This is a genomic window from Sphingomonas sp. 66-10 (assembly GCF_001897045.1).
GTDB lineage: Bacteria > Pseudomonadota > Alphaproteobacteria > Sphingomonadales > Sphingomonadaceae > Sphingomonas > Sphingomonas lycopersici.
In genome coordinates this window covers 97336-113366 of sequence record NZ_MKRR01000135.1, presented here as the reverse complement: position 1 = coordinate 113366, position 16031 = coordinate 97336, and the positions used below count along the sequence as shown (strand labels likewise).

General features: G+C 66.9%; 20 protein-coding genes and 1 tRNA gene. 12 read left to right on the top strand and 9 right to left on the bottom strand.

Going from position 1 to position 16031, the window contains the following annotated elements; all coding sequences use genetic code 11:
* Positions 1–218 precede the first annotated feature (218 nt).
* Positions 219–1904, bottom strand: a complete 1686-nt coding sequence (locus tag BGN95_RS17440; protein ID WP_286773480.1) for a thiamine pyrophosphate-binding protein — start codon at positions 1902–1904, stop codon at positions 219–221.
* 150 nt (positions 1905–2054) lie between these two features.
* Positions 2055–2131 (bottom strand) — tRNA-Arg (locus tag BGN95_RS17435).
* A gap of 57 nt (positions 2132–2188) precedes the next feature.
* Here BGN95_RS17435 and BGN95_RS17430 point away from each other — a divergent pair.
* Positions 2189–2938, top strand: a complete 750-nt coding sequence (locus BGN95_RS17430; protein ID WP_265268979.1) for a queuosine precursor transporter — start codon at positions 2189–2191, stop codon at positions 2936–2938.
* A gap of 146 nt (positions 2939–3084) precedes the next feature.
* On the opposite strand, the gene BGN95_RS17425 is transcribed toward BGN95_RS17430, so the two are convergent.
* Positions 3085–4272: a thiolase family protein gene (locus BGN95_RS17425; protein WP_286773479.1), complete on the bottom strand. Its 1188-nt coding sequence runs from the start codon at positions 4270–4272 to the stop codon at positions 3085–3087.
* Between the two features lie 124 nt (positions 4273–4396).
* Between BGN95_RS17425 and BGN95_RS17420 the strand changes: the two genes are divergently transcribed.
* Genes BGN95_RS17420 through BGN95_RS17410 form a run of 3 tightly spaced genes read left to right on the top strand, consistent with a single transcriptional unit; the run spans position 4397 to position 7099 of the window.
* A complete protein-coding gene (locus tag BGN95_RS17420; RefSeq protein WP_286773478.1) occupies positions 4397–5140 on the top strand; it encodes a prepilin peptidase in 744 nt (247 codons plus the stop codon).
* A complete protein-coding gene (locus tag BGN95_RS17415) occupies positions 5137–5604 on the top strand; it encodes a hypothetical protein (RefSeq protein ID WP_179511936.1) in 468 nt (155 codons plus the stop codon). The genes BGN95_RS17420 and BGN95_RS17415 overlap by 4 nt, the downstream gene beginning before the upstream one ends.
* Positions 5605–5650: 46 nt before the next feature.
* The gene (locus BGN95_RS17410; RefSeq protein ID WP_286773477.1) at positions 5651–7099 is read left to right on the top strand and encodes a coniferyl aldehyde dehydrogenase; all 1449 of its coding nucleotides are present in this window, start codon (positions 5651–5653) and stop codon (positions 7097–7099) included.
* Between the two features lie 45 nt (positions 7100–7144).
* Here BGN95_RS17410 and BGN95_RS17405 read toward each other — a convergent pair whose 3' ends face one another.
* Positions 7145–7303: a YdcH family protein gene (locus BGN95_RS17405; RefSeq protein WP_179511934.1), complete on the bottom strand. Its 159-nt coding sequence runs from the start codon at positions 7301–7303 to the stop codon at positions 7145–7147.
* A 188-nt stretch (positions 7304–7491) separates the two neighbouring features.
* Here BGN95_RS17405 and BGN95_RS17400 point away from each other — a divergent pair, with 188 nt between their 5' ends.
* Entirely contained in the window at positions 7492–7689 is a 198-nt protein-coding gene (locus BGN95_RS17400) for a YdcH family protein (RefSeq protein WP_179511933.1), read from the top strand.
* Positions 7690–7740: 51 nt separating this feature from the next.
* The gene (locus BGN95_RS17395) at positions 7741–8241 is read left to right on the top strand and encodes a DUF1465 family protein (protein WP_502688311.1); all 501 of its coding nucleotides are present in this window, start codon (positions 7741–7743) and stop codon (positions 8239–8241) included.
* Between the two features lie 122 nt (positions 8242–8363).
* On the opposite strand, the gene BGN95_RS17390 is transcribed toward BGN95_RS17395, so the two are convergent.
* Both BGN95_RS17390 and BGN95_RS17385 read right to left on the bottom strand, forming a co-directional pair.
* Positions 8364–9326 (bottom strand): NAD(P)H-dependent flavin oxidoreductase, encoded by a 963-nt coding sequence (locus BGN95_RS17390; protein ID WP_179511932.1) that lies wholly within the window; start codon positions 9324–9326, stop codon positions 8364–8366.
* Between the two features lie 51 nt (positions 9327–9377).
* A complete protein-coding gene (locus BGN95_RS17385) occupies positions 9378–9908 on the bottom strand; it encodes a gamma carbonic anhydrase family protein (protein ID WP_265312251.1) in 531 nt (176 codons plus the stop codon).
* Between the two features lie 99 nt (positions 9909–10007).
* Here BGN95_RS17385 and BGN95_RS17380 point away from each other — a divergent pair, with 99 nt between their 5' ends.
* The gene (locus tag BGN95_RS17380) at positions 10008–10178 is read left to right on the top strand and encodes a hypothetical protein (RefSeq protein ID WP_179511930.1); all 171 of its coding nucleotides are present in this window, start codon (positions 10008–10010) and stop codon (positions 10176–10178) included.
* Positions 10179–10232: 54 nt separating this feature from the next.
* On the opposite strand, the gene BGN95_RS17375 is transcribed toward BGN95_RS17380, so the two are convergent.
* Positions 10233–11528, bottom strand: coding sequence for an MFS transporter (locus BGN95_RS17375; protein ID WP_265268983.1), 1296 nt, complete (start codon positions 11526–11528; stop codon positions 10233–10235).
* Between the two features lie 363 nt (positions 11529–11891).
* Here BGN95_RS17375 and pgsA point away from each other — a divergent pair, with 363 nt between their 5' ends.
* Genes pgsA through BGN95_RS17360 form a run of 3 tightly spaced genes read left to right on the top strand, consistent with a single transcriptional unit; the run spans position 11892 to position 13128 of the window.
* Positions 11892–12443: a CDP-diacylglycerol--glycerol-3-phosphate 3-phosphatidyltransferase gene (gene pgsA, locus BGN95_RS17370; RefSeq protein ID WP_179511928.1), complete on the top strand. Its 552-nt coding sequence runs from the start codon at positions 11892–11894 to the stop codon at positions 12441–12443.
* A complete protein-coding gene (moaD, locus tag BGN95_RS17365; protein ID WP_179511927.1) occupies positions 12443–12694 on the top strand; it encodes a molybdopterin converting factor subunit 1 in 252 nt (83 codons plus the stop codon). Before pgsA ends, moaD begins: the two co-directional genes overlap by 1 nt.
* A complete protein-coding gene (locus tag BGN95_RS17360) occupies positions 12691–13128 on the top strand; it encodes a molybdenum cofactor biosynthesis protein MoaE (RefSeq protein WP_265268984.1) in 438 nt (145 codons plus the stop codon). Before moaD ends, BGN95_RS17360 begins: the two co-directional genes overlap by 4 nt.
* A gap of 119 nt (positions 13129–13247) precedes the next feature.
* Here BGN95_RS17360 and BGN95_RS17355 read toward each other — a convergent pair whose 3' ends face one another.
* On the bottom strand, positions 13248–14150 hold the full coding sequence (locus BGN95_RS17355; RefSeq protein ID WP_265268985.1) for a hydrogen peroxide-inducible genes activator: 903 nt from the start codon (positions 14148–14150) through the stop codon (positions 13248–13250).
* A 164-nt stretch (positions 14151–14314) separates the two neighbouring features.
* Here BGN95_RS17355 and BGN95_RS17350 point away from each other — a divergent pair, with 164 nt between their 5' ends.
* Positions 14315–14860 (top strand): peroxiredoxin, encoded by a 546-nt coding sequence (locus tag BGN95_RS17350; protein ID WP_179511924.1) that lies wholly within the window; start codon positions 14315–14317, stop codon positions 14858–14860.
* A 142-nt stretch (positions 14861–15002) separates the two neighbouring features.
* Positions 15003–15524, top strand: a complete 522-nt coding sequence (gene ahpD / locus BGN95_RS17345) for an alkylhydroperoxidase, AhpD family (protein ID WP_179511923.1) — start codon at positions 15003–15005, stop codon at positions 15522–15524.
* A 110-nt stretch (positions 15525–15634) separates the two neighbouring features.
* Here the strand turns inward: ahpD and BGN95_RS17340 are convergent.
* Positions 15635–16031 (bottom strand): sulfite exporter TauE/SafE family protein (locus BGN95_RS17340; RefSeq protein ID WP_286773476.1); only part of this gene is annotated, 397 nt, incomplete at its 5' end.

Genomic DNA, 16031 nt, shown 5'->3' with positions numbered 1-16031 from the left:
GGATCGTCTGGGCGATCGTCGCTTGCTATCCGGTGATCATGGCAGTGTCGCTGGGGCTCAGCGTGATGCTGATGCGCGCGCGGCGGCGGTTTCTGGCGGGGCAGGCGGGGTGAAACGTTCTGGCTCCCCTCCCTTCACAAGGGAGGGGAGTTAAGAGACAAAGAAAAGGCCCGATCCGGCATCCCGGATCGGGCCTTTTCGTTCGCTGGGGTGCGCGATCAGGCGGGCTCGCCGAGCGGGTTCGGCGGCACCGGCACCGGCGAGGGCACGAACGGGTGGATCAGCGCCCACGGGCTCGGCATCTCGCCCACCTTCACCGCAATCAGCGCCGGGCCGCCGCGCTGCTTGGCGTCGCGCAGCGCCTCGGCGAGACCCTCGGGGGAGTCGGTCACCACCGTCGGCAGGCCGTAAGCCTGGCCGAGCAGCGCAAAGTCCGGGCTTGCGACATCGGTGCCGAATTCCGCGCCGAACACGCGGCGCTGGATGCGCTGGACGTTGCCGAACTTGCCGTCGACGAACACCACCACCGAGAGGTTGAACTGGTCGCGCGCCAAGGTCGCCAACTCCTGCATCCCCCAGCTGAACCCGCCGTCGCCGTTGAGCGAGACGGTGCGGCGGTCGGGGTTGCCGTGCGCTGCGCCGAGCGCGGTGTTGAAGCCGTAGCCCAGCGTCCCCTGATAGCCCGGGGTGATGAAGCGGTGCGGCCCGTAAACCGGGAAGGCGATGTTCGAATAATAGCCGACCTGGGTCAGCTCGCTGACGAGGATATCGTCATCGGCCATCGTCCCGCGCAGCGCCTGGACATAATCGTGCTGCGGGCGGATCGCCTCGATCTGCTGTGCGCACCATTGCTTGACCTTGGCGATACGGTCGGTCGCCGCCGGCGCCTCGCCCGTGCCGATCGCCGCGAGCAGCGCGCGCGCGCCTTCCTGCACATCGCCCTCGAGCACGATCCCCGCGGCGCGCGGCGCGCCCATATGGTTGGGATCGGTATTGAGATAGATATAGGTCACGCCGTCGCGCTTGTCGGTCGGCGTGGCGGTGCCGTCGAGGAAGCGGCTGCCCGCGACCAGCACGACATCGGCGTGCGGCAGCACCGCGCGCCCGCCGAGCCCGATCAGCGCGAGCGGGTGGCGATCGTCGATCAAGCCGCGGCCCGCCTCGGTCATCACCACCGGCGCCTGCAGCCGCTCGGCGAGCGCCTGGATCTCGGCGGTCGCCTGGCTCGCCACCGCGCCGCCGCCGGCGCAGATCACCGGATGCCGCGCCTTGGTGAGCGCCTCGGCCGCCTGCGCGATCGCCTCGGCGGCGGGTGCCTGCCGCACCCGCTCGGCGCGCGGCAGCAAGGTCACCACCCCGGCCGACTGGAGCACATCGGGCGGCACTTCGAGCGCGACCGGGCGCGGGGTGCCGCTGCGCAGCTGCACGAACGCTTCATGCACCAGCCCGGGGATGTCGGCCGGGGTCTTGGCGATGCCGTGCCACTTGGTCATCGCCTTGAGCACCCCGCTCTGGTCGGGGATTTCGTGGAGCATGCCGTGGTGCGCGCCGATCGTGTCGCTCGGGATCTGCCCGACGATGAACAGCACCGGCGCGTTGCACGCATAAGCGGTGGCGATGCCGGAAAGCGCGTTGAGCATCCCCGGCCCCGGCACGACCATGCACACCGCCTCGCGGCCGGTGGTGCGGGCATAGCCGTCCGCCATATAGGAAGTCGCCTGTTCGTGGCGCGGGACGATCAGCCGAAGCTCGTTCGAGCGCTGGCGGATCGCGTCCACCGCCCAGTCGAGCTGGATGCCGGGGATCGCGAAAATGTCCTTCGCGCCCTCGACGATCAACTGTGCAACCAACGCCTGCCCACCGGTCATCTCGCCGGGCTTGGCGGCTTCAATCGTTCCACTCATGCGAATATGCCTCCATTCGCTTAACATGTTATGTTTATGGGGTGACGTTGGCAAGAAGATTCTGTTGCGTTTAGCGAGACATTGTTACGAGATTTGATGCGTGTGGCGACGTCTGACCAGCGATGGTGCGAAGGTTAAACGGTATTGAGATGGCGCGCCCGGCAGGATTCGAACCTGCGACCCCAAGCTTAGAAGGCTCGTGCTCTATCCAACTGAGCTACGGGCGCGTGCGGATGCGCCTAGCGCGGATTGCGGGCCAGCGAAACTGGTTGCATCATGTCGTTATGAACGGGGGCGAAAACGAACCGCTGCGGGCGGTGGACGCGCAGGCGGTGAGCGGCGGGCATTTCCGCTATTTCGATTTCGTGATGGCGGCGTTCGTCACGATCCTGCTGCTGTCGAACGTGATCGGCGCGGGCAAGCGCGCGGTGATCGATCTGCCGTGGATCGGGCCGTGGCCGTTCGGCGCAGGCATCCTGTTCTTTCCGGTGAGCTATGTGCTCGGCGACGTGCTGACCGAGGTCTATGGCTATGCCCGCGCGCGGCGCTGCATCTGGGCCGGGTTCGGCGCGATGCTGTTCATGGTCTTCATGTCGTGGGTGGTGGTGAAATTGCCCCCCGATGTCGGCTGGACCGGGCAGGCCGCCTATGAGAGCGTGTTCGGGCAGGTGCCGCGGATCGTCGCCGCGTCGATCTGCGCCTTCTGGGCGGGAGAATTCGCCAACAGCTTCGTCCTCGCCAAGATGAAGATCTGGACCGAGGGCAAGCACCTCTGGACCCGCACGATCGGCAGCACGGTGGTGGGGCAGGGGGTCGACAGCCTGATCTTCTACCCGCTCGCCTTCTTCGGCGCGCCCGACTGGCCGGTGCAGGCGATGCTGATGGTGATGTTGAGCCAGTTCGTGCTCAAGGTATCGTGGGAGGTGCTGCTGACCCCGTTCACTTATGCGGTGGTCGGCTTCCTCAAGCGACGCGAGGGGGTCGATGTGTTCGACCGCCATACCGATTTCACGCCGTTCCGGGCGAAGGTTTGAACTTTAGCCTCGATCCGTTCGGGCTGAGCTTGTCGAAGCCCTGCACTTTCTTCCGATGAAGAAGGGCAGCCCTTCGACAAGCTGAGGGCGAACGGTTGAGAGGGCAGCCTGAAAAACGGGCCGGGTCGTCCCCGGCCCGCATCCGTTCAGTCGATCAGTTCGAGCGCGACCGCGGTCGCTTCGCCGCCGCCGATGCACAGCGAGGCGACGCCCTTCTTGCCGCCGCGGTTCTGCAGCGCCGCGATCAGCGTGGCGATGATCCGCGCGCCCGAGGCGCCGATCGGGTGGCCCAGCGCGGTCGCGCCGCCGTTGACGTTGACCTTGGCGTGATCGATCCCGAGATCGTGCATCGCGATCATCGAGACGCAGGCGAACGCCTCGTTGACCTCGAACAGATCGACCTCGCTCGCCTTCCACCCGGCCTTTGCCAGCGCCTTTTCGATCGCATTGACCGGGGCGGTGGTGAAGCGCGCGGGGGCGTGGGCATGTGCCGCGGTGGCGATGATCCGCGCGACGGGCTTCAATCCCTTAGCCGCGGCGACGCTCTCGCGCGTCATCACCAGCGCGGCGGCGCCGTCGGAGATCGACGAGGCGTTGGCGGCGGTGATCGTGCCGTCCTTGACGAAGGCGGGCTTGAGGGTGGGGATCTTGCTCGCGTCGCCCTTCAGCGGCTGCTCGTCCTTGTCGATCGTCTCGACGCCCTTGCGCCCCTTCACCTCGACCGCGACGATCTCGCGATCGAACGCACCGCTCTGCTGCGCGGCCTGCGCGCGGGTGAGCGAGGCGATCGCATAATCGTCCTGCGCGGCGCGGGTGAACTGATATTCGCCCGCGGTCTCCTCGGCGAACACGCCCATCGCCTTGCCCGGCTCATAGGCATCTTCGAGCCCGTCGAGGAACATATGGTCCATCACGCGATCGTGGCCGAGCCGTGCGCCCGAACGATGCTTCTGGAGCAGGTAGGGTGCGTTGGTCATGCTCTCCATCCCGCCGGCGATGATCACGTCGACGCTGCCGGCGGCGAGCGCCTCGGCGCCCATGATCGCGGCCTGCATCCCCGAACCGCACATCTTGTTGACCATGGTCGCCTCGACCGACTGCGGCAGCCCGGCCTTGAGCGCCGCCTGGCGCGCCGGCGCCTGGCCGAGACCGGCGGGGAGCACGCAGCCCATATAGATGCGCTCGACATCGCCGCCGGCGACCCCGGCGCGCTCGACCGCCGCCTTCACCGCGGTCGCGCCGAGCTCGGTCGCGCTGGCGCCGGCGAGGCTGCCCTGGAACGACCCCATCGGGGTGCGGGCGTAGGAAAGAATCACGACGGGATCGGTAGCCATTGTGCTGCTCCTGGAGTTTGTCGGCGATCTAGGGGGCGAAGGCGGGGAGGGCAATGTTGCACCTGCTCAGTTTCTCTCGCGCTTCCTTGTTCAACGGAGGGGAGAAAGGCAGTACGGCAAGCCGATGATATGGTCGCTGCTGCTCGCCGTGCTGGGCGCGATCGTGGGGAGTTTCCTCGCGACGATCGTCGTGCGCTGGCCCGAGGGGCGGCGGGTGCGCGACGGGCGATCGGCGTGCGACGCATGCGGCGCGACGTTGCGCGCCACCGAGCTGGTGCCGCTGGCGAGCGCGATCGTCCAGCGCGGGCGGTGCCGGCGCTGCGACGCGCGGATCGATCCGCGGCATATCTGGATCGAGTTCGGCTGTACGCTGATCGGCGTGGCCGCGGGCTATGTCGCGCCCGGCCCGGTCGGCGCGGCGGGGGCAATGTTCGGCTGGCTATTGCTGACGCTGGCGGCGCTCGACATGGCGGCGCTGTGGCTGCCCGATGCGCTGACCGGGGCGCTGGCGCTGGCGGGGGTGGCGACGGGCGCATTGGGGGTGATCCCCGCGATCGAGGATCGGTTGATCGGCGGTGCGATAGGATTCGCCAGCTTGTGGGCGATCGCGCGCGGCTATCGGCTGATGCGCGGGCGCGACGGGCTGGGCGGGGGCGATCCGAAATTGTTCGGCGCGATCGGGCTGTGGCTGGGCTGGCGGCTGCTGCCCGGGGTGATGCTGCTCGCCGCGCTGGTCGGGCTCGGCGCGGTGCTGGCGGCGCGACTGACGGGGCGCGAGGTGGCCGCCGACGCCAAGCTTCCGTTCGGGGCGTTTCTGGCGATCGCGGCTTATCCGGCGTGGCTGATGATGATAGGGCTGGGGGCATGATCGCGCTTTTCCTTGCGCTGGCGGCCGCGGCCGAGCGGCGCGCGCCGCCGCCACCCCCGCCGCCGGCGGCGATCGACGGGCTGCCGATCGCCGGGCTCGCGCCGCAGGCGCTGCCGGCGCGCGGCTGTTCGGCCTATCTGTTCAGCGCGGGGCAGACCCGCGCGCTCGCGGTCGTCGTGGCGAGCGATCCCGCCGCATTGCGGATCGCGCTCGACGGCAAGGTGGCGGATTATCCGCGCGTCGCGCAGCGCGGCACCGGCGATTACGGCTTTGCCAGCGTCACCGACTACCAATTGGGCGAGGTGACGCTGTCGCTCGACATGACGGTGGTGCGCCGCGCCGATGTGACCGACGGCGCGCTCGTCCCCAGCGCGACGCTGCGTATCGATCGCACGGGCAAGGACGGGATCGTGCTTCCGCTCGCCGGGCTGATCGGCTGCGCGAAAGAGGGCGCGTCGGGCTGAACCGCGGTCGCTCGCCCCCGTTCGACAAGTTCGGGGCGAACGGTTTATGCCTTGCACATCATGCCCGGATGACAGGGAGGCGAGGATGCACGAGCTATTGGCGGCGCAGCGCGACAGTTTCATGGCGGCGCTGCCCGAGCCGCTTGCGCTGCGCAAGGACCGGCTGAAGCGCGCGATCGCGATGGTGCGCGATTCGGCGACGCGGTTCTGCGACGCCCTGTCGGAGGATTTCGGCCATCGCAGCCCCGAGCAGACGATGGTCACCGATATCGCCGGGTCGATCGGTCCGCTCCAGCATGCGTTGAAACATGTCGACCGCTGGGCGCGGCGCGACCGGCGCGGGGTGCAATTCCCGCTCGGGCTGCTCGGCGCGCGGGCATGGGTGGAATATCAGCCCAAGGGCGTGGTCGGCGTGATCGCGCCGTGGAATTTCCCGGTCAATCTGGTGATGGCGCCGCTTGCCGGCATATTCGCCGCGGGCAATCGCGCGATGGTCAAGACCAGCGAATTCACCCCCGCCACCGCCGCCTTGTTCGAGGAGATCGTCGGCAAATATTTCGACCCGGCCGAACTCGTCTTCGTCTCGGGCGGGCCGGAGGTGGGCAAGGCCTTCGCCGAACTGCCGTTCGATCATCTGCTGTTCACCGGCGCGACCGGGATCGGGCGGCATATCCTCCACGCCGCGGCGGACAATCTCACCCCGGTGACGCTCGAACTGGGCGGCAAATCGCCGGTGATCGTCGGTGACAGCGCCGATCTGGCGCAGGTCGGGCAGCGCGTGGCGATGGGCAAGATGCTCAACGCCGGGCAGATCTGCCTCGCGCCGGATTATGTGCTGGTCCCCTCCGCGAAGGAGGAGGGGCTGGTCGACAACCTCAAGGCGGCGGCGAGCGCGATGTATCCGACGCTGCTCGGCAACCCCGATTATACCAGCGTGGTCAACGACCGGCATTATCAGCGGCTCAACGCCTGGATCGACGATGCCCGCGCGAAGGGTGCGCGGATCGAGGTGGTCAATCCGGCCGGCGAGGATTTCGCCGCGACCAATTCGCGCAAGATGCCGCTGCATATCGTCCGCGATGCGACCGACGACATGATCGTGATGCAGGAGGAGATTTTCGGGCCGGTCCTGCCGGTGCGCCGCTATGACGGGATCGACAATGCGATCGCCGAGGTCAACCGGCGCGATCGCCCGCTCGGCCTCTATTATTTCGGCCGCGACGAGGGCGAGCGCCGCCGCGTGCTCGATCGCACCATCTCGGGCGGGGTGACGCTGGACGACGTGGTGTTCCACGTCTCGATGGAGGATCTGCCGTTCGGCGGGGTCGGGCCGTCGGGAATGGGGGCGTATCACGGCCGCGACGGCTTCGTGACGTTCAGCCACGCCAAGAGCGTGTTCAAACAATCGCGACTCGATGTGGCGAAGCTCGCGGGGTTGAAGCCGCCTTATGGCGCCGCGACTCGGAAAACGGTGGCGCGGCAGATCGGGGGGTAATGCAAGAAGGGGCGCCTCCTTGCCGGGGCGCCCCTTTTTCCACGGTCAATGCGCGGAGGCGATTTCCTCTTTTACGCGCAATTTCTGCCTCTTGAGGTCCGTCAGCACAAAGGTGTCAGGCATCGGGCGATGCTCCTCCTCGGCGATACGCCGATCGAGCACCGCATGTTTGGCCTCAAGAGCCGAAAGATGCGCAGTCTGCATGGCGGGGAACCTCCTTGGTTGAGTTGAAGGGAGGAGGAGTAAATCACGCTGTGCGCGAAAAGTCGCCACCCAATTTGCGCCGCTTCGGCGGGATGCGGAGGCGCCCCGCCGTTACGTTCCCGACACGACAAATTCCGCCCGACAGGATCGTTCACTTCTGCTAGGGGCAAGGCCGGAGGACGCGGCGGGTGAACGACAGTGAAATCACGGCACGGCTGAGCGCGCTCAGGATCGAGCATCGCGATCTCGACTCGGCGATCGTCGCGCTGGGCAGCGCGAGCGTCGTCGACCAGCTCCAGCTCGCCCGGCTCAAGAAGCGCAAGCTCAGGCTGCGCGACGAGATCACGATGCTCGAGGACCAGCTGATCCCGGATATCATTGCTTAACATACGCGCTGTATCCGTTTGGGACGTTATCCACAGCCGGATGCAGGGGCGATGATGGCGCCGAATCGCAAATCCTGTCACCCAAGCGAGATGGGTGCGGCGCATTACGATTCGGCGGTCTACCGCCGGCTGGTCGATGGACTTTATACCGAGGCGATGCTGCTCGCCGATGAGGCGCGTGGCTATTTCGACGAAGGCGGACGGATCGAGCGCGAGGCGCTGCCGCCGGTGATGCGGGTCGGCTTTTCATGCGAATCGCTCAAGGTGACGACGCGGCTGATGCATGTCATCGCCTGGCTCCTGACCCAGCGCGCGGTGCAGCAGGGGGAACTGGCGGCGCGCGACGCGCTCGATCCCTCGCGCCGGCTGGGCGAGGCGCCGGTGACCGAGCCCGATGTGCTCAGCAACCTGCCCGAACAGGCGCGGCAGATGATCGCCTCCAGCATCGACCTTTATCGCCGCGTCGCGCGGCTCGATGCGGCGCAGGTGGGCGAGGTGCCGCAAGTCAGCCCGGCACGACGGATGCAGGACCGGCTGTCGCTGGTTTTCTGAGCGGCCCGAGGCCCGTTCGCCCTGAGCCTGGCAAATGGCTGCCTCCTCTTCATCGCGAAGAGAAGTGCAGGCTTCGACAAGCTCAGCCCGAACGGGGCTTGGTGTTCCGATCCCGGTAGAGCCTAACCCAACCCCAGCCGCGCGCGCGCCGCGCGATATTGCTGCTCCAGCCGGTCGACGCGATCGGCGACATGCTCGATGCGCTCGACCGCGCCGATCCCCTGGCCCGATCCCCAGATGTCGCGCCACGCCTTGGCCTTGGCGTTGTTGCCCTGGCCGAAATCCATCGTCTTGAAATCGCCCTCGGGCAGATTGTCCGGATCGAGCCCCGCCGCGGTGATCGACCCGCGCAGGTAATTGCCGTGTACCCCGGTGAACAGGTTCGAATAGACGATATCCGCCGCACGCCCCTCGACGATGCCCTGTTTGTAGCGTTCGTCGGCATTGGCCTCGACGGTGGCGATGAAGGGCGAGCCGATATAGGCGAAATCGGCCCCCATCGCCTGCGCCGCGAGCACCGCGTCGCCGGTCGCGATCGATCCGGACAGCGCGACCGGCCCGTCGAACCACTGGCGGATTTCCGCGACGATCGCGAAAGGCGAGAGCCGCCCGGCATGTCCGCCCGCGCCCGCCGCTACCGGAATCAGCCCGTCGGCGCCTTTCTCGATCGCCTTGCGCGCGAAGCGGTCGTCGATCACGTCGTGGAAGGTGATGCCGCCCCAATTGTGGACCGCCTGATTGAGCTCCTCGCGCGCGCCGAGCGAGGTGATCGTGATCGGCACCTGCCATTTCTCGCAGGTCGCAAGGTCCGCCTCGAGCCGGTCGTTCGAGCGGTGGACGATCTGATTGACCGCGAACGGCGCCGCCGGCCGATCGGGGTGCGCGCGATTGTGCGCCGCCAGTTCCTCGGTGATGCGGTGCAGCCATTCGTCGAGCAGCCCCTGCGGCCGCGCGTTGAGCGCAGGGAAGGAGCCGACGATCCCCGCCTTGCATTGCGCGATCACCAGATCGGGGCCGGAGATGATGAACAGCGGCGAGCCGATGACCGGCAACCGCAGGCGGGAAAGAAGCGCTGGCGTCGTCATAACCGAGGTTATGTCAACGCCGTTATCATCTGTCCACTGGCCGCCTCGCGTTTATTGCGGATCGATCCGCTTGAGATCGGTCATTACCTCTCGCGACCGCCCGACATAGCCCTGCGCGGAAAGCTTGAGGAAGGCGATCGTCTGGTCGTCGAGCTGGCGCACGGCCTTGGCCGGGGAGCCGACGATCAGGCTGCCGGGGGCGAAGGTTTTGCCCTCGGTGACCAGCGCGCCGGCGCCGACGATGCAATCCTCGGGGATCACCGCATTGTTGAGGATGATCGCACCCATCCCGATCAATGCGCGGTTGCCGACGGTGCAGCCGTGAAGGATCGCGTGGTGGCCGATCGTGCAATCCTCGCCGATCGTGGTCGGAGCGCCGGGGTCGGAGTGGACCATCGCGCCGTCCTGCACATTGCTGCGTGCGCCGACCGCGATCGTCGTGTTGTCCGCGCGGATCACCGCGCCGAACCACACGCTGGTTTCCGCCGCGAGTACGACATCGCCGATCACGTCGGCGCTGGGGGCGACCCAGGCGGAGGCGTCGGCGGTCGGCCGTTTTCCGCGGAATTCGTAGAGCGCCATGAACCTTCCTCCTGCTTTTTTCGTGCCACGGTGGGACAGCCGCGCGTTAACGCTCTTTAGGCATGGCCCAAATCGTAAATGAGGCGTTAACTCACCGCTATGAAACGCCCGCTCGTCACCACCAACGAGGCTGCCCGGCATCCGATGCGCCGCTCGCTGCCGCCCGTCGCGATCGCCGCTCCGGCGGCGCGCAGCGAAGACAATGACCTCAAGCTGTTCGTGTTGAGCTTCACGGCGTTCTTCATCTGCATCTGGACGCTGCTGATGTGACGGCGCCGGCCCGCTTCCCCGCGAAATGACCGAAGGGGCATTTCCAGACAACGCTCAGTCGCAGGCGAGGTGGAGCTTCTGCGCCAGCCAGGCGGAGACGAAACACATCGCCACTACCGCGAGCAGCAGATCGTTGGGGGTCACCCCGAACCAGGTCAGCCCCGCGACGACCAGCGACCCGATCGTCATCGCGCCCGAATTGACCACATTGTTCGCCGCCACCGTCCGCGCGGTCTGGTCCTTGGGAACGGTGGTGGTGAGGAAAGCGTACAGCGGCACGACGAACATCCCGCCGAACACCGCGACGCCGACCAGCGACAACCCGACGAACGCCGCGCCGGGCTGATGGACGAACTCGCCGATGCCGTAGAGCGTCCCGGCGGGCGCCGGGGTCCAGGATTTGACCGCGAGCCAGAAGGCCAGCACCGCGCCGCCCATCGCGATCACCGAGGCGGGCGAGAATTTCGCCGAAATATGCCCGCGCAGCATCAGGTTGATCACGACCGACCCGATCGCCACCCCGACCGAGAAGATCGCGAGGACGAGGCTCGCGACGCTGGCGTCGGCGGTCAGCACGTTCTTCACCAGCGGGGGAAAGATCACGATCAGCACCGATCCGATCGCCCAGAAGAAGCTGATTGCGCAGATGGCGAGGAATAGCCGAGGAATGTGCATCGTCCCGTTGACCAGCCGCCACGAGGCGCGCAGCGGGTTGAGATCGAGCGTCAGCGGCGGGCCGAGCCGCGGCGCGGGCGGCACCTGTCGCGCGGTGATATAGCCGGCGAGCGCTACCGCAAAGGTGAGCGCCGCGACCGCGATCACCGAATGATAGATGAACCCGGCGAGGATCGTCCCGAGCAGGATCGAGAGATAGGTGCCCGCCTCGACCAGCCCGGTGCCGCCGAGCACGTCGTCCTCGTCGAGATGCTGCGGCAGGATGGCATATTTGATCGGGCCGAAGAAGGTCGAATGGACCCCGAGCCCGGTGACCGCGGCGAGCATCAGGATCACCGGCAGCGTCGGCACCCCGGCGCGCGCGAGCAGCAGACCGGCGCTGCCGACCGCCATGATCGCGAACTCGGCGAGCTTCACGTAGCGGATGATCCGCGCCTTGTCGGTGGTGTCGGCGATCTGCCCGGCGAGCGCGGAGAGCAGGAAAAAGGGGATGATGAACAGCCCCGCCGCCAGCGCGTTGAAGAAGCTTTCCTGCTTGGGATCGGCGAAGATCTCATAGGTGGCGAACAGCACCATCGAGGTCTTGAACAGATTGTCGTTGAACGCGCCGAGGAACTGCGTGGAGAAAAGCGGCAGGAACCGTCGGCGCTTCAGAAGCCCTAGGGCATTGATCATGATGGGAAAGAGCCCTGGATATGGCGAGATCGTGGCAGGGCATAGCCCAGCGGCCCGGCGGACGCCAACTGGTAAGAATGGCGTCCGGTCACGACCGACCTGATGCTGCGCCCCGGCCTTCAGCGGGACTGCGTAGAGCGCGCACGATATTCCCACGACCGTCATCCCGGCCTTGAGCCGGGATCCATCGGGAGGCATGCGCAGCGTAAGAGCTTCTTGTCGCGGAATTCGCGGCACAATGGATCCCGGCTCAAAGTCGGGATGACGGTCGTGGGACAGACGGCCGGCGGACGCATGTGGCTCGGAGCGCAAAACCCAAAGGATCGTTGCGAGCGCGGGGCGGCGCCCCTAAGTCTTCTCCCGATGTTGACCGTGCCGAACCTGCTCACCCTGTCGCGGATCGTCGCGGTGCCGCTGCTTGTCGCGTGCCTGTGGTGGCCGGCGTGGACCCCGGGGTATTGGCTCGCCTTCGCGCTTTATTGTCTGATGGGCATCACCGATTATTTCGATGGCTATCTCGCCCGCGCGCAGGGCACGGTGTCGAAGCTCGGCATCTTCCTCGATCCGATTGCGGACAAGATCATGGTCGCGGCGGTGATCGTGATGCTGGTCGCGACGCAGGACATCGTCGGGGTCCATCTGATCGCGGCGATCATCATCCTGTTGCGCGAGATCGCGGTTTCCGGGCTGCGCGAATTCCTCGCGCAATTGCAGGTCTCGGTTCCCGTCTCGCGGCTGGCGAAGTGGAAGACGACGTTGCAACTCGTCGCGCTCGGCGCGCTGATCCTTGCCGGAGCGGTGCCGCTGGTCCCTTGGGTCAAGCTGGTCGGGCTCGTCTCGCTGTGGGGCGCGGCGGCGCTGACGGTGATCACCGGCTGGGATTATCTGCGCGTCGGGCTGAGGCATATGGACTGATGCGGCTGGTCTATTTCGCCTGGGTGCGCGAGCGGATCGGGGTGCCCGCGGAAGAGGTCGAGCCGCCCGCGACGGTCGCGACGGTCGATGCATTGGTCGACTGGCTCGCGGTGCGCAGCCCCGGCCACGCCGCCGCCTTTGCCGATCGCACGCGGTTGCGCGCGGCGGTCGACCAGCAATTCGTCGGGCTCGATGCGGCGATCGCGGGCGCGCGCGAAGTGGCGCTGTTTCCGCCGGTGACTGGCGGATGATCCATATCCGCGTCTCGCCCGCGCCGATCGACATCGCCGCCGAACAGGCGCGCGTCGAGCAGGGCGGGGCGGTCGCCACCTTCACCGGGCTGGTCCGCGCCGATGACGGCGTGGAAGAACTGGCGCTCGAACATTATCCCGGCGCGACCGAGGCGGCGCTCACCCGGCTGGCGGAGGAAGCCTGCGCGCGCTGGTCGCTGACCGCGGCGAGCATCGTCCACCGGGTCGGGGCGATGACCCCCGGCGAGCGGATCGTGTTCGTGGGGACGGCGGCAGCGCATCGCGCGGCGGCGCTGGAGGCCTGCGCGTTCCTGATCGACCGGCTCAAGACCGACGCGCCGTTCTGGAAGCGCGAGCGGCGAGGGGATGATGCGCGCTGGGTGGAACAGCGCGACGGCGATCATGCCGCGGCGGCGCGGTGGAAGGCCGGATAGGCTTCCTCTTCCTCCCTTGAACAAGGGAGGGTGGGTTGGCCTGCGAGGAAGCGGACCGATGCCCCCATACCCACCCACCCCCAGCCCCTCCCTTCACCAGGGAGGGGAGAAGAAGAAGGTCACCCCGCTTCGGCCAGCACATCCGCCAGCAATTTGAAGTCCCGCTCGCGCGGCGAAGCGCGGCGCCAGGCCAGCGCGATCGTGCGCAGCGGATGCTCCCCCGCGAGCGGCCGCGCGCGGATATGGGTGTGTTCGAGGATGCCGGCCTTCAGCGCCATTTCGGGCAGCATCGTCACCCCCAGCCCGTTGTCGACCATCTGGACGATCGTGTGGAGCGAGGTGCCGAGCATCTGCGCCTCGGCGCGCAACTCGGGGCGGTTGCAGGCGGCGAGCGCGTGATCCTTGAGGCAATGCCCGTCCTCGAGCAGCAACAGCCGCGTCTCGTCGATCTCCGAGGCAGCGACCGGGGCCGGGGTGGTGGGCATCTCGCCTTCGGGGAAGGCGACGAACAGCCGGTCGTCGAACAGCATCTGCGTCGACACCTCGCCGCAGGCATAGGGCAACGCAAGCAGCACGCAATCGGCGCGCCCGTTGTGGAGCGAATCGCATGCCGCGGCGCTCGGCTCTTCGCGCAGGAACAGCTTCAAGTCGGGATAATCGGTGCGCAGCCGCGGCAGGATGCGCGGCAGCAGGAAGGGCGCGATCGTCGGGATCACGCTCATCCGCATCTCGCCCGACAGCGGCCGGCCGGCGGCGCGCGCCATATCGCCCAGTTCCTCCGCCTCGCGCAGCACCTTGCGCGCCTTGATCGCGATCCGCTCGCCCAGCGGGGTGAAACGAACCACGCGGCGCGTGCGTTCGACCAGTGTGACCCCGATCAGCATCTCGAGCTCGCGGATCCCCGCCGAGAGCGTCGATTGCGTGACGAAGCAGCTTTCCGCGGCGCGGCCGAAATGGCCGTGGTCCTTGAGCGCGGTGAGATATTGCAGCTGCTTGAGCGTCGGGAGATAGGTCTGCGCCATTAATCGCCTCTATCGATCTATTATAATGGAATAGCCTATTTGTTCGATCAGGAGAACGCCCTATATCGCCCGGTACGTGGAAGGCGAGCGAATCGTCCCGCGGACGAAAACGAGGAGCAAGGATGCGATGAGGCCCGAATTTTACCACCAGGAGGCCCAATAAGATGCTGACCATCGGCGATACTTTCCCCGCCATTTCCGTTCCCGTCCAGCAGGGCACCGATGCGCTGCCCGCCGGTGAGACGCTGGACCTCACCACCGCTTTCCCCGGCAAGTGGAAGGTGCTGTTCTACTGGCCGAAGGATTTCACCTTCGTCTGCCCGACCGAGATCGTCGGCTACAGCCAGCTCAAGGGCGATTTCGCGGATCGCGACGCGGTGCTGATCGGCGCCTCGACCGACACCGCGCACGTCCACCTCGCGTGGCGCAAGTCCGACGCTGACCTTGCGGCGGCCGATTTCCCGTGGATCGCCGACAATGGCGCGAAGCTGGCCGACGCGCTGGGCATTCTCGACAAGAACGAGCATGTCGCATTCCGCGCGACCTTCATCATCGATCCGGACAATGTGATCCAGGCGGTGCAGGTCAACGGCCTCAACGTCGGCCGCAACCCGGCGGAGACGCTGCGCGTGCTCGACGCGCTGCAGACCGACGAGCTCTGCCCGTGCAACTGGAACAAGGGCGACGACGTCCTGAAGGTCGCCGCCTAAGCCGCGCGATCTTCTAGTTTCTAGAGCATTTTCAGGAAAAGCGGGAACCGCTTTTCCGCCCGGAAATGCGCAGAAAAAGTGAGAGGGCGCGGGACCGGCCTCGGTTTCGCGCCCTTTTCATGCCTGCTGTTGGAGAATGAAAATGGCGCTCAAGGATTTCGCGGGCACCTTGCCCGATTATGCCAAGGATATCCGGCTCAACGTCGGGTCGCTGCTCAACGAGACGGTGCTCAACGATCAGCGCAAATACGGCACGTTGCTGGCCTGCGCGCACGGCTCGGGGCACAAGCCCTTGGTCGAGGCGACCGAGGCGGAAGTCGCCGACAAGCTCTCGCCCGAGGCGGCCAATGCGGCGCGTGCGGCGGCGGCGGTGATGGCGATGAACAATGTCTATTATCGCTTCACGCACCTCGCCGGGAACGAAGAATATTCGAAGATGCCCGCCAAGCTGCGGATGAACGTGATCGGCTCGCCGGGGATCGACAAGATCGATTTCGAGCTGTTCAGCCTCGCGGTCAGCGCGATGAACGGCTGCGGCCGCTGCATCGACGCGCATGAGCAGGTGCTCAAGAATGCCGGCGTCACCGCCGAGATCATCCAGACCGCGGTGCGCATCGCCTCGGTGATGCAGGCGGTCGCCACGGTTCATGCGGTGAGTGCGTAAAGAGCGCCCGTCATTCCCGCGAAGGCGGGAATCCATTCGCGCAGGTCGGGGAAAGAACCGCTCCGCCAGCCGGAATGGATTCCCGCCTACGCGGGAATGACGAATTGTGATTACAGCCCCACCGCGTGCATCACCCCGTAAGCGCTGGTGAGCGACAGCACGGCCCCGACCAGGATGAACATCGTCCGCGGCGGGATGCGTTTCGCCATCACCGCGCCGAGCGGGGCGGCCGCGATGCCGCCGATCAGCAGCCCGATGCTCGCCACCGCGAAATCCTTCAGCCCGAGCTGCGAGATGAAGGTCGCCGAGACGGTGAGCGTCAGGAAGAATTCGACCGAATTGACCGTGCCGATCACGCGACGCGGCTCCACGCCCTGGACGAGCAGGTTGGAGGTGACCACCGGCCCCCAGCCGCCGCCGCCCGCCGCGTCGAGGAAGCCGCCGATCAGCCCGAGCGGCGCGACCACCCTGGCCGGCCGCTGGCGCGGTGGATACATCACCCCGCGC